Here is a 12,401-nt window from a genome sequence, read left to right on the forward strand (position 1 = left end):
TCCCTTTTTCACCGTATGCCAAATAATGTAAGGGCGTTTTTCGTCGTGATTTCACTAATTTCTTCCAGTGAGACCCCTTTTAGCTCGGCAGCTGCCTCGGCTACAAGACGCACATGAGCAGACTCATTTCTTTTCCCACGATAAGGATGAGGTGTCAAATAAGGGGAGTCCGTTTCGAGTAACAACCGGTCCATTGGCACCTGTTGAAGCACCTCTTTGGGCTGCTTCGCATTCTTGAAAGTAATCGGCCCGCCAAACGATAAATGGAAGCCCATATCAAGGCACATTTTGGCGGTCTCCCAGCTGCCCGAAAACGAGTGCATAATGCCGCCGACTTCAGATGCTTTTTCCTCTCTCAGGATACGTACAATATCTTCATGGGCTTCACGATTGTGGATAACGATCGGCATATTAATGGAGCGTGCCAGACCAATTTGCTCGCGCAATACACGATGTTGAACATCTTTTGGCGATTTATCCCAGTGATAATCCAGTCCGATTTCGCCGATAGCAACCACTTTTTCATGTTTGCATAAAGATTCAATCCATTCCAGATCTCCAGGCTGCATCGTAATCGCTTCGACCGGATGCCATCCGACAGCTGCATAGATGAAATCATAGGCTTCGACAAGTTCCATAGTAGTCGGAATCGTCTCACGGTCAAATCCTACATTTACCATCCGCGTTACACCCTCTGCATAAGCACGCTCGATGACTTCTTTGCGATCTTCATCAAAATCTTTGGAATCCAGATGCGTATGTGTATCAAATAACATATGTTTAACTCTCCTTTACTCCCTAATACTCTATTTTTAATCCGTAGACTTAAATTTCGAATTCCATCTGTGCAGGGCCAAGTTTGTCTTCAAAGATATCCGCTACCTGCTTGGACAGCTGATTTTTTACCCTTTCCAGCTTTTCCTGTGGAAAGTACAGATGATAACGACCACGATGGATGCCGCTAATGGATCGTACCACGTCAGACACTTCCGAGATTTCCTGTACCTTGTTTTGACGATTCAACAGCAGAATTTGTTTCTCTTTTTTGGGATCTCCCGGACGAAATACATCATAAGGCAGATCAGTCGGGAAATCGATCTCCAGATCGTAGTGGGGATGAAGCCCGGCTCGCTCAAATTCGGAACGGATTTCATCGATCATATCAAGGTCGATTAATTCTGTTTCTACATATTTATAAAGTCTGCGTTCCATAAAGCGTGAACATACATCTGCGAGGATCTCGTCCTGCTCCAGTGTCCACTGCATAAATGTAGTTTGTACCAGTGCTTCATCCAATAGAAGATACTCATTTACATTCAATGTTCCTTCAAATAAGGAAGGCAGCGGATGCGGCAGGAATTTGAAAGCATATCCCTGATCAAACAGTTCTTTGGCCCGCTGGAAAATATGCCGCAGTACAATATCCGAGCTCCGGGTAACCGGGTGGAAGTATACCTGCCAGTACATCTGGTATCTCGACATCAGATAATCTTCAATTGCATGCATACCTGATTCCTTGACGACAATTCGTCCATCATGCGGGCGCAGCACCCGGATAATCCGATCCATATCAATCGTTCCATAATTGACGCCGGTAAAATAGGCATCCCGGAGCAAGTAATCCATGCGATCTGCATCTAGGGGACTGGATACCAGATTAACCACAATCGCTTTTTCATAGTCTTTGCGAATGACTGCTGCAACCTTCTCGGCGAATCCTGGTTCTACTTCTTCCAGAATCCGGTTGATCTCGGTGTTACCAAGCAGAATTCGACAGGTCCACTCTTCATGATTCATATCAAAAGCTTCTTCGATGGAATGAGAGAAGGGGCCGTGTCCCAGATCATGCAGCAGCGCGGCACACAGCGCGACCATCCGCTCTTCACTTGGCCAGTCTTCATAACCTCCACGTTCGAACTGAGAGATGATTCGTCTTGTAATCTCGTACACACCGAGAGAGTGGGAGAATCGACTGTGCTCGGCACCATGAAATGTCAGATAGGAAGTACCCAGCTGACGAATCCGCCGCAATCGTTGAAATTCGGGCGTGTTGATCAATGTCCAAATCAGACGGTCCTGTACATGAATATAATTATGAACGGGATCTTTAAATACTTTTTCTTCTTCCAAAGGTTGTATAGGTTTCAATTTTAGCCCTCCTTCACCGAAACTTGATTCCAGTATTTTCTATGCGTTAAAATAGAATCATGCCTTTATTGTCGAACAGTGTCGTTATATACAATAAATCATTTTCCAAATCGACAAACGCTTTTTATAATAATAATATAGCCCAAAACCTGCTTTATATAAAAAAAAATTGCGTTTTTCCTCTAAAAAAGGCGTTTTTATATAATTTTTAGGTTGACTGATTTGGGAAACGTTGGTATTATGAATATCATAAAAGATAGAAATTTGTCGAACACTGACACTTAATAAAACAACTTAAACTAATAAAACCAAAATTGAGAGGATTGATCAGTATGATGAAATCAACTGGTATTGTAAGAAAAGTAGACGAATTGGGACGCGTTGTTATTCCTATCGAATTGCGCCGCACACTGGGTATTGGTGAAAAAGACGCTCTGGAAATCTACGTAGATGGCGAGCGCATCATGTTGAAAAAATACGAGCCAGCTTGTATCTTCTGTGGCAATGCTGAAAATGTAACTTACTTCAAAGGTAAAATCGTTTGTAACGAATGTATTTCAGAAATTCCTGTTCCTGTGACAAAATAAATAAAATAGGTTATAATAGATCCATACACTTATTAATTCTAACCTTTATATATCTCCTTGGGCCTTTACCCGGCAGTTACTGTCTGGGTAAAGGTATTTTTTTGTTTATACGCTCCTATGAATATCCTAAATTACATTATACTTTCTTTTTGTGACCACTTCCAACTTACATAGGAAAAAGGGACCTTGACGTCGTCAATATCCCTTTTTTTCTCGTTTCTACTATTATAATGTTTTTACCCATTTTACTATAAAAAATACCGTTTATAGTAGTGCCTGATACACGTCTCTTTTGGAGAGACCGCGATCTTTGGCTGCTTTTTTCATTGCATCCTTGCGTGGAAGCTGCTCTCGCTGTTCATAATGCTCTACATGCTCTTCGATCGTCATCTGTTGCCACCACTCATTCGCTTCTGCCTCTGCTTCACTGGCAGACTGTCCCTGCAGTACAATACAGTATTCTCCTAGCGGCGGATGTTCCTCCAGCCAGAGCAGAGCTTCCTCGATCGTCCCTCGTAGCCATTCCTCATGACGCTTGGTCAATTCCCGGGCCAGTACAACCGGTCGATTGCCAAGATGCTCCAGCATGGTTCTAAGCGTCTTGATCACACGGTGAGGCGATTCATAAAATAAAAGCGTTCCTTCCGCAGCACGTGCTCCTTGCAAAATAGCTTCTTGTCCTTTGGCATCTCGTGGCAGGAAGCCAATAAACGTAAATCGTTCCGTCGATAATCCGGACGCAATCAATGCCGACAGTGCTGCATTGGCTCCTGGAATCGGCACGACACGTACTCCCTGCTCCAGCGCCAGTTGTACAAGATCCTGTCCAGGATCCGATATAGCCGGCAGACCAGCATCACTAACCAGAGCCAGGCTCTGTCCTTCACAGATCAGACGAATCAACTCCGGTCCGCTCGCCTTTTTATTATGCTCGTGGTAGCTGACCAGCTTGCGCGGTGTAATCTCAAAGTGGTTTAGCAGTTTGCGTGTCTGGCGGGTATCCTCTGCAGCCAGGATATCGCACTCCTGCAGGGTTCGTACTGCCCGGTATGTCATATCTTCGAGATTACCAATCGGCGTCGCCACCAGATACAGAATACCGGGTTCTATTGTATTTTTATTTTCTGTATCCCCAGCGACAAAGCTTTTCTGAATCTGTATGCTCATAATGACTCCTTTTGTCCATAATAAATATCCATAATCTCAGGTACATATTCGTTATTCTCGTTATATACAATCAGCGGCGGTAGGATACGCAGCTCCGGCTTGCCGGCGCGCAGTCCCTCGACCAGTACCATGTTGGCTTCCATATGAGCGCGAGGATGTACATAACGTACACGTTTTGGCTCTACTCCATACGTACGCATCAGTGACAGAATATCAACCAGACGATGCGGACGGTGTACCATAGCCAGCTTGCCGCCTGTACGCAGCAGCTGGGATGCTGTACGAACCACATCTTCGAGTGTACATCCAATCTCGTGACGCGCCATTGCCTGATGCATATTCAGCTTGATATCACTGCCTGTCATCTGGGCATACGGAGGATTCACGGTAACAGCATCATAACTTCCATGCTCTCCTGCCAAAGGCATTTCCTTTAGGTCCTGTTCGCGGATCGTAATCCGTTCCTCCATCTGATTCAGCGCTACACTGCGGCGTGCCATACTGGCCAGACGCTCCTGAATCTCCACACCTTCAATAGCTGCACGGGTTCGTGTACTTAGCAAAAGGGGGATAACCCCATTTCCGGTACAGAGATCCATGATTCGTCCCTGTGGCGGTACGCTGGCGAAGCGTGCGAGCAGTACAGCATCCATCGAGAAGCTGAAGACTTCGCGGCTTTGAATAATTTTGAGATTATTGGTTAACAGATCATCGATCCGTTCTCCGGGTTCGGTAAATTCCTGGTTCATGGTTATTCCTTTCCTTATTCCGGCTACATAAAAACCGCGGATGCACTCCGCGGCTTATAGGATCAATTTATTCGGATTTATTCAAAAACGATAGACAGAACAGACAGTCGCCTTCTGTACGCAGATGTCCATAATAGACATTACAGATATGGAATCCTTCATGGTACAGACGAGCCAGATTATCATATCCTTCTCCAACTACTTCCGGATAAGGATGACTGTGCGTGTCTTTGAAAATCTCGGCGATTTGAGGTTCTGCCACTTTCACTTCAAGCGGTACTTCTTTTTTGAGTACACGGCGCAGCTGTTCGTTCTCAATGGTGAGACGCTGGTTTTCCTCCAGTAATTCTTTGACGGCGAGCTTTAATCTTCCCATATCTCCGTGCATATGGTTCATTTGTGTCTCCAGTTCATGAATATGCTCAAAAAGATTTTTCTTTTCCAAGTTTCCACCTCAAAAGCAGCCTTTGACCGGTTTACTTCACAACCACCTCATCAAACGGCAGTTCCTTGACCTTGCTGATATCGAAGATCTGGACATGCACAGTTCTGGAATTCGCATTGATGCCCACAACTTTGCCATCCCCCAAAGAGGTAACGACAAATTTTCCCACAGCAGGAAGTTCTTCTTTGATACTTTCATAATTGTCATGTTCAAACTTCAGACAACACATCAGACGGCCGCACAATCCCGAGATTTTGGTCGGGTTCAGAGACAAGCTCTGATCTTTGGCCATTTTGATCGACACGGGTTCAAAATCACCCAGCCAGGAAGAACAACACAGGATTCGTCCGCAGGGACCAATCCCTCCCAGCATTTTCGCTTCATCCCGAACCCCGATTTGCCGGAGCTCGATCCGTGTACGGAAAATGCTAGCCAGATCTTTGACCAATTCCCGAAAATCTACTCGGCCTTCCGCAGTAAAGTAAAAGATGATCTTGTTACGGTCGAATGTATATTCAACGTCGACCAGCTTCATTTTGAGCTGGTGTTCTTTGATTTTCTTCAGACAGGTCGCAAATGCATTCTTCGCCGCCACCCGATTTTCTTCAACGATCTGAGCATCTTCATTACCGGCAATCCGAATGACCTTCTTCAAAGGAAGAACCACATCATCCTCATTGACCTGCTTGCGCCCAATCACAACCTTGCCATATTCGATCCCTCTTGCTGTCTCGACAATAACATGCTGTTCGCTATCCACTGCAAATTCAAGCGGATCAAAGTAATATATTTTACCCGCCTTTTTGAAGCGGACGCCTACTACGTTATACAAAAGATAAGCCTCCTCATTTGCCAATACCGTTCCTACTACTTGCTGCAAAAACGATAAGAAGATCCCTTCTAGTTCTCACGGACATGGCGTGTTTTGAAAAAGTCGCTGCTCTTCCAGTAATGTGTTGCGCATGATGTGTACACTGCCTGTCCAGTTACAGAAGTTTCTTCTATACCTTAGCCACTTACCCCTATGAGAAACTGCTCCATACACAGCTGCCCATTCACATGGGAGCGGAGCATTTTCTTACTTTCGGCAGCAAGCGCCATACAGGATACCCAATGCTGCATGCTGCGGGTGTGAGCCACCTTGGAGAGAGACTCTAACTGATCTATAAAAACGATACTTTCATTTCTGCCGATCTGGATATGGATCATATCTTTGAACCATAGATGGAAAAGATCAAATATTCGATCCAGATGATCTCCCAGTCCGCCCTTGAACAGCTTTTGCTGCGCGGTAATAAGGCTTATGCTCCCTCTACCTGCGGATTCCTTCCCTAATTGTAACACTACGTTTCTAATTTCTGCAAACCAATTCTCACTTAGAAGTTCACGACATTCATCCGGGTCGGAAGCGATCTGTACCGCACAGCGTATAAGTGGCATCGGAAAGTTCTCATCAGCCAGAATTTGCGTCATTTGCTGCGGGTCGAGCGCGGTAAACATAACCGGTTGTGTACGTGAACGAATAGTTGGCAGAATAGACTGTACATTTTCGGTCAGCAGAATCGCAACCGCTGGCGCAGGCGGCTCTTCCAGAAATTTGAGCAGGCTGTTGGAAGCCTGTACCGTCATTTTATCGGCATCTTTGATAATATATATTTTGCGGTTGCCCGCCTCGGAACGATAAGAAAAAATTCGCTGTAATTCGCGAATCTGTTCAATTTTGATCGAGTTGCCATCCGGTACCACCACATGAAAATCCGGATGATTGCCATGCTCCATTTTGCGGCATTCGATACATTCTCCGCATCCTTCATCCCCCTGGTGTATGCATACCAGTGCCTGGGCAAAGCTGCGGGCCATTTTCAACTGGCCACTGCCTGCAGGTCCGTTAAACAAATAGGCATGTGAGATTTTCTGGCTTCGCAGTCCGTTCTGCAACACACGCTTTGCCATTTCCTGTCCAATAATCTCCTGAAAAGACATACTTCCTCCTTACCGTACCCGAAGCCTGCAGTCATCAACATGGCCTGTATCGGCTAACATGTCGTATAACTGCAGGCTTCCTGTCCTGCCTTGATATTACATCTATGCGGTCAGATCCAGAATCACGTTCATCTTTGTGATCAGATGAGCGGTCCATTACATTTGATCCTGGTAGCTTTGCTTCTATCATCCACTTCTTCATAGAGAATGAACGCATGTTTATCAGCGAATATTGAAATGGATCAGTATAGAAAATTAACCAGCATGCCGCGAATTTCGCCCATTCGCTGCAGCAACTCGATTCGTCCCTGCTCGCTGTTCAGCAGTTCTTCTGCCATACTGATCAAGGCAGCATCTACTTCATCAAGCAGCTTGTATTTCTTGCTGCGTCCACGACGATCAAAGCTGTGCGTTTCTTTTAACTTGATACCACGACGAACCGTATCTTCCAGAAAGCGCTTGACCAGCATCTGATAGGATTTCAATTCACGCAGTGTCATGGATTTGGCCAGACGTTCACCCTGCATCTGAATCTCTCTGAATTGGCGCTGTACTTCATCATGTGTAGCCTGTGTGCCATGATTCTGCAGCACATCCGAGAAATTCTTTGGTTGAACAACCTTGTTGGGTGTATCCGCTATAATAGGGTTACTCTTCATCATCGGGTAACCGGGATTAATTTTCATAAATCTCTTCCTTTCCATTGCACCTGTAATAGGAATACACTGGCTCGTAACCATCCTTTTATCGTAATTAGCCTAAGCTAAATCATTGCCTGTGTGAATGGTCTGCCAAATACTGATATATATATCAGTATCGTTCAAATGCAGCCATTTAAGAATAGCAAAACGGAAAAAAGAAATTTATATTTCATCTATACAGGTTTATCCTACAGCACTACCTTATATCCCTGCTGTTTATTTACGTCCATATAAAGAAGATGGACCGGTGCCAGTAACTGTCCCCGATCCTTACCTTCTATTTATTATACTATTTATTGCATGCTATGTTGCATAGGAATTACGTAAATTTACACTTTTACTGAATAATATGAAATAAAAGAGCTTAGAAGTGCTCGAAACGCTCAACTGGCAGTACAAATACCGTTGCTCCGCCCACTTGGACTTCTACCGGAAGTGGCAGATACGAATCGGTTGTGCCGCTCATCGGTGTGACCGGAGTAACCAGTTGTTCACGAATCTTACAGCTGTTACGGATAACGTCCATAACTGCTTCAATCTGACTGTCATCTACACCGATCAGAAAAGTCGTATTTCCTGCTCGCAGAAATCCCCCAGTACTTGCCAGCTTGGTTGCACGGAAGTTCGCCTTTACCAGCTCTCCAGATAAACGGTTACTGTCTTTATCTTGTACGATCGCTATAATCAGTTTCATTATCATGGCCTCCTCGATCAGAATCTAGCATCTTATTCCTCTATTACTCATTTGACACAACCTATACAAAATCCTTTTTTTCAACCCTGGTTCCAATATTGTAACCACTTTCTTCTATTCTAACTCACTTGCTTGTCCAGCTTGAGAAGCAATCAGCCGATCGATCACCTGTCTAATCTCTTCAAACACCTCTTCTTCAGTCTGTTCACCATTAACCATAATGAACTGGTCGGCATATTGTTTTGACAGTTCCGTATAGCCCTGATATACACGATGGTGGAAATCAATCGCTTCCAGATCCAGTCGGTTGATCTCTCGGTCACTCGTTTTGGCCATGATCCGCTTCAGTCCTACTTCCGGACGGACATTAATATAAATATTCACATCTGCCCAATATTCACGCTGATCGACCTGAATTGCCAGACGATTAATATCCAGAACAGCCTTACCCAGTTCGCGACCGTATCCTTGATAAGCGAGCGACGACATAACATACCGGTCACAGATGACCAGCTGGCCTGACTGTACAGCCGGAATCACTTTCTGAATCAGATGCTCTCTACGCGCGCTGGCGTACAGCAGACACTCTGTGAGACCGCTCATATGATTGTCCACATTCAGAATCACATTGCGAATCTGCTCGGATACCGGAATGCCGCCAGGCTCCCTTGTAGATAAAAAAGAAACATCTTGCTCGGTCAGATACTGTTTGATCCGTTCTAGCTGGCTTGTTTTGCCGCTACCATCCATGCCCTCAATTGCAATAAACAATCCATTTTGCTTCATTGTATTCCTGCTTTCCATGTTCACCGGTCCAGATCACAATTACTGGCCTCATCTTTTGATAACATGACAGCAGCATATAGGCTGATGCATGTTTTATATACTTGTATTATATCATATGCGTTTTTCAGTCTTTTGATTGATCGTACGATACGATATAGACCCGAATAGTGTGTAATGAAGAGTCCGCAGCTCCCTGTACTTTTATAGGGTGGCTACGCACAAGCATTAACTGTCTATGCATCTGTTCGCCAATATATTCACCTGGATATAGTACAGGGATACCTGGAGGATATGGAATAATCATTTCCGCACTTTGTCTACCATTCGCTTCCTCCAAAGGAATAGTCTCAATCTGTTCCTCGGATACAGGGATCATCGTAAACTCAACAGGTTCAGACAGTAGTGGTGTGCGGGTATCCTGGGGATTCACTTCGCACAATTCATACTGACTTGCCTTATCGGATTCATGATACCCATGTGAATACAGAAGTTCTTTTCCTGCTGTGCCTTCATCCTGATGGTTCTCCTGTATTTGCTCTTGAGCCTCTTTTCTAACAAGCTGCTCTTCGATTTGTTCCAGTGCCTGCAATGCATGCAAAGTATCTTCCATCTGTGAGCCGAGACTGAACACCAGTACCACGTATCGATCATCACTCATTTCAGGAAAGCACCCATACTGCTCCAGCATCTTCTGCAGCTGAGTTCCCGGAAGACGATCCATACGATCGTAGATAACGACTTTAAAAGGGTCCTGTGTCCAGTAGGAGATCACGTCATCCTTACTTCCTTCCAGTTTATCTCCATTCATACTAAGGGGTTCAGCTGACTTTATACTTTCCATGTGTTCGGTATTAGAGTAACTTACCTCCAGTACTCCAAAACGAGTGCTCTTCTTTACTCCTTGTACAAAGTGATCTCTTGCTTCCAGTCCCTTGGCAAACAGCTCTTCTCCATACTGATCAATCAGATACCGGCTCAGATCAAGCGAAGCCATAATCGGATAAGAAGGGCTGGAGCTTTGCAGCATGGTGAGACGCTGCTTCAAAAGCGTACGATTAATTAAGGGTCCTTGTATATGCAGCATAGCGCCCATTGTCATAGCTGCGAGCATTTTATGCGTGGACTGTACAACACCGTCGGCTCCTGCCTTCAGCGCATTGGAGGGAAATCTAGAATGATGACTGTAATGTGCTCCATGCGCTTCATCTATTAATAAAGGAATACTATGCAGATGGCATTCTGCTGCAATTGCGGTCAGATCTATCCCTATTCCATAATAATTGGGAGAGGTCAGCATAACTGCCTTGGCTTCTGGATATTGATGAAGCGCTTGTTTTACACTTTGCAGATCAGGAATAACGGCCAGTTGACTATGTGGCTCTACATCGGGTGTTAGAAAGACAGCTTTTGCGCCTGCCATCATGAGTCCATGAATAATAGACTTGTGTACATTTCTCTGTACAATCACAATATCACCAGGATGAGCACATACAGTGAGTAATAAAGCCAGATTACCCGATGTACTTCCACCGACCAGCCAGTGTGATTCATCTGCTCCAAAACATGCTGAAGCCAGCTGCTGTCCTTTGAGGATCACTTCCTCCGGATGATGAAGATCATCGGTTCCTTCAATTTCTGTAACGTCTATCCTGAGTATCGCTTCCCAGATATCTTGCTTTAATGCTTCAGACATACCAGCTGTTTGATATATTGAGCCATTTTTGTGACCCGGTACATGAAAACTGCGCTGCCCGGAAGAGGCATATTGTACCAGTCTTTCATACAAAGGCGCAGTACTGTTATTTACATTAAAAACAGTATTATTCTTGCTCTTTATTTGGTATGGCTTATTTTTTTTATGATTCATCGTGTCATTCCCATAAATTTATTGTACGCTGCCGCGTATTCTTATTATAATCATAACAATAGGCATTGTCCTGTGATGCTGAATACGATACTAATTGATCATTTACCACTGGATACTGATCAATTAAGACGGTGTTGTTTTCTCTATTTTTCTATCCCAATCATGTGGGACTCACTGTACAAGAATTGAGCCTAAAGTTCTGTATTGAAATAATGGCAGATAACCGATATACATATGGAATACTATCCAAACACATGCAGAAAGGTGGATTGCTCCCCTATGGCAGCAGAGCCTCAGCAAAACGCAACATTCTATCAATATAAACTTATCAAAAAATGGACAATCTCCAAGCTATGGTTCTGGAGCTATCTATCTCTGCCTATCATCGCATTGATTATAGAACTGTTCTATTTTTCCTGGGAAAGTATCGGCTTCTGGATACTATCTTTCCCTCTCGTACTATGGGTACAATTTGTTATATCCCGATCTGTACTTATTATGACAGTAAATCATTTGCGTAAAAGGTGGCGGTTCCAATTCCAGTATCCATGGATAGGCTATCTGCCTGATCAATACATGGGATATATGATATTCCGGCGTGTACTGCTGCATACCACATGGATCGGTCTTTGTTTTACTGCCGTGTTGTTTATGTGGTTGCCGGTATCCTTCTCAGCCTCGCTGATTGTGTGGCATCTCTGGCTATGCATTCCACGTCTGATGATCTTATTAAGACTAACACGACAGCGCAAAGATGGTATGCTCAAACTCAGTAAAGAAGACGTTTCCTACTATATCAGTTAACAAACAAAAAACGACGGTAAAAGTAGTTGCTATCTGTATTCGAATATACTGACATTTCCTTTACCTATATAAAAACCACGTACTTCTTATCTCTTATGTAGAGAGAATCCGTACGTGGTTTTTCGTTATTTTAAAACCTCAGAATAAATAATACCTTGTCATAAAGTCATTTATTATAAAATAGGCTATACAACATTGTATTATTAAATCTTCTATCCTAACAAAATCTATAATAGTATAACTTATAACATTGCGATAAAGCTGCCAAAATCTGATTGAAGATCGATATCAATTAACTCATAATTCAAACTTAAAATGTATACTGCATAAAATTAAAATTTTAGTATATATAAATCCGTTCTATACATAGCTAACACTTCAAAAAGTCTATATAAGCTTACAAAAGCAAACAAAAAAGACGCTATCCAGTGGATAACGTCTTTCTTTTTGCGTCGCTTGGCAACGTCCTA

13 protein-coding genes are annotated in these 12,401 nt (G+C 43.8%); 2 read left to right on the forward strand and 11 right to left on the reverse strand.

What is annotated here, in order from left to right:
• Positions 1–8: 8 nt before the first annotated feature.
• The gene (locus WH46_RS22935; protein ID WP_017815543.1) at positions 9–776 is read right to left on the reverse strand and encodes a TatD family hydrolase; all 768 of its coding nucleotides are present in this window, start codon (positions 774–776) and stop codon (positions 9–11) included.
• A 49-nt stretch (positions 777–825) separates the two neighbouring features.
• A complete protein-coding gene (locus WH46_RS22940) occupies positions 826–2,148 on the reverse strand; it encodes an HD domain-containing protein (protein WP_017815544.1) in 1,323 nt (440 codons plus the stop codon).
• A gap of 332 nt (positions 2,149–2,480) precedes the next feature.
• On the opposite strand from WH46_RS22940, the gene WH46_RS22945 reads away from it, so the two are divergent.
• The gene (locus WH46_RS22945) at positions 2,481–2,735 is read left to right on the forward strand and encodes an AbrB/MazE/SpoVT family DNA-binding domain-containing protein (RefSeq protein ID WP_017815545.1); all 255 of its coding nucleotides are present in this window, start codon (positions 2,481–2,483) and stop codon (positions 2,733–2,735) included.
• 264 nt (positions 2,736–2,999) lie between these two features.
• Here the strand turns inward: WH46_RS22945 and rsmI are convergent, their stop codons facing one another.
• The 9 genes from rsmI to WH46_RS22990 form a co-directional block, all read right to left on the reverse strand.
• Entirely contained in the window at positions 3,000–3,902 is a 903-nt protein-coding gene (gene rsmI, locus WH46_RS22950; protein WP_046228496.1) for a 16S rRNA (cytidine(1402)-2'-O)-methyltransferase, read from the reverse strand.
• Positions 3,899–4,651: a tRNA1(Val) (adenine(37)-N6)-methyltransferase gene (locus WH46_RS22955; protein WP_046228497.1), complete on the reverse strand. Its 753-nt coding sequence runs from the start codon at positions 4,649–4,651 to the stop codon at positions 3,899–3,901. Before WH46_RS22955 ends, rsmI begins: the two co-directional genes overlap by 4 nt.
• 67 nt (positions 4,652–4,718) lie before the next feature.
• Positions 4,719–5,096 (reverse strand): DNA replication initiation control protein YabA, encoded by a 378-nt coding sequence (gene yabA, locus WH46_RS22960; protein WP_017815548.1) that lies wholly within the window; start codon positions 5,094–5,096, stop codon positions 4,719–4,721.
• Positions 5,097–5,127: 31 nt separating this feature from the next.
• The gene (locus WH46_RS22965) at positions 5,128–5,928 is read right to left on the reverse strand and encodes a PSP1 domain-containing protein (protein ID WP_017815549.1); all 801 of its coding nucleotides are present in this window, start codon (positions 5,926–5,928) and stop codon (positions 5,128–5,130) included.
• 176 nt (positions 5,929–6,104) lie between these two features.
• A complete protein-coding gene (gene holB / locus WH46_RS22970) occupies positions 6,105–7,079 on the reverse strand; it encodes a DNA polymerase III subunit delta' (RefSeq protein ID WP_046228498.1) in 975 nt (324 codons plus the stop codon).
• Between the two features lie 242 nt (positions 7,080–7,321).
• A complete protein-coding gene (locus tag WH46_RS22975; protein ID WP_017815551.1) occupies positions 7,322–7,765 on the reverse strand; it encodes a YaaR family protein in 444 nt (147 codons plus the stop codon).
• Between the two features lie 379 nt (positions 7,766–8,144).
• The gene (locus WH46_RS22980) at positions 8,145–8,474 is read right to left on the reverse strand and encodes a cyclic-di-AMP receptor (RefSeq protein WP_017815552.1); all 330 of its coding nucleotides are present in this window, start codon (positions 8,472–8,474) and stop codon (positions 8,145–8,147) included.
• A gap of 114 nt (positions 8,475–8,588) precedes the next feature.
• The gene (gene tmk, locus WH46_RS22985; RefSeq protein ID WP_017815553.1) at positions 8,589–9,260 is read right to left on the reverse strand and encodes a dTMP kinase; all 672 of its coding nucleotides are present in this window, start codon (positions 9,258–9,260) and stop codon (positions 8,589–8,591) included.
• Positions 9,261–9,384: 124 nt separating this feature from the next.
• Complete coding sequence (locus WH46_RS22990; protein ID WP_052714346.1) at positions 9,385–11,127, reverse strand: aminotransferase class I/II-fold pyridoxal phosphate-dependent enzyme; 1,743 nt, start codon at positions 11,125–11,127, stop codon at positions 9,385–9,387.
• A 279-nt stretch (positions 11,128–11,406) separates the two neighbouring features.
• Between WH46_RS22990 and WH46_RS22995 the strand changes: the two genes are divergently transcribed.
• Positions 11,407–11,931 (forward strand): hypothetical protein, encoded by a 525-nt coding sequence (locus WH46_RS22995; RefSeq protein WP_017815555.1) that lies wholly within the window; start codon positions 11,407–11,409, stop codon positions 11,929–11,931.
• Positions 11,932–12,401 lie beyond the last annotated feature (470 nt).

The organism is Paenibacillus dauci, from assembly GCF_000971985.1.
Taxonomy (GTDB): Bacteria; Bacillota; Bacilli; order Paenibacillales; family Paenibacillaceae; genus Saccharibacillus; species Saccharibacillus dauci.

Coding starts and splice junctions, on each gene's coding strand:
- WH46_RS22945 (WP_017815545.1), top strand. CDS start 2,481: ATGATGAAATCAACTGGTATTGTAAGAAAAGTAGACGAATTGGGACGC.
- WH46_RS22990 (WP_052714346.1), bottom strand. CDS start 11,127: ATGAATCATAAAAAAAATAAGCCATACCAAATAAAGAGCAAGAATAAT.
- WH46_RS22980 (WP_017815552.1), bottom strand. CDS start 8,474: ATGAAACTGATTATAGCGATCGTACAAGATAAAGACAGTAACCGTTTA.
- WH46_RS22935 (WP_017815543.1), bottom strand. CDS start 776: ATGTTATTTGATACACATACGCATCTGGATTCCAAAGATTTTGATGAA.
- WH46_RS22975 (WP_017815551.1), bottom strand. CDS start 7,765: ATGAAAATTAATCCCGGTTACCCGATGATGAAGAGTAACCCTATTATA.
- rsmI (WP_046228496.1), bottom strand. CDS start 3,902: ATGAGCATACAGATTCAGAAAAGCTTTGTCGCTGGGGATACAGAAAAT.
- WH46_RS22995 (WP_017815555.1), top strand. CDS start 11,407: ATGGCAGCAGAGCCTCAGCAAAACGCAACATTCTATCAATATAAACTT.
- WH46_RS22955 (WP_046228497.1), bottom strand. CDS start 4,651: ATGAACCAGGAATTTACCGAACCCGGAGAACGGATCGATGATCTGTTA.
- holB (WP_046228498.1), bottom strand. CDS start 7,079: ATGTCTTTTCAGGAGATTATTGGACAGGAAATGGCAAAGCGTGTGTTG.
- tmk (WP_017815553.1), bottom strand. CDS start 9,260: ATGAAGCAAAATGGATTGTTTATTGCAATTGAGGGCATGGATGGTAGC.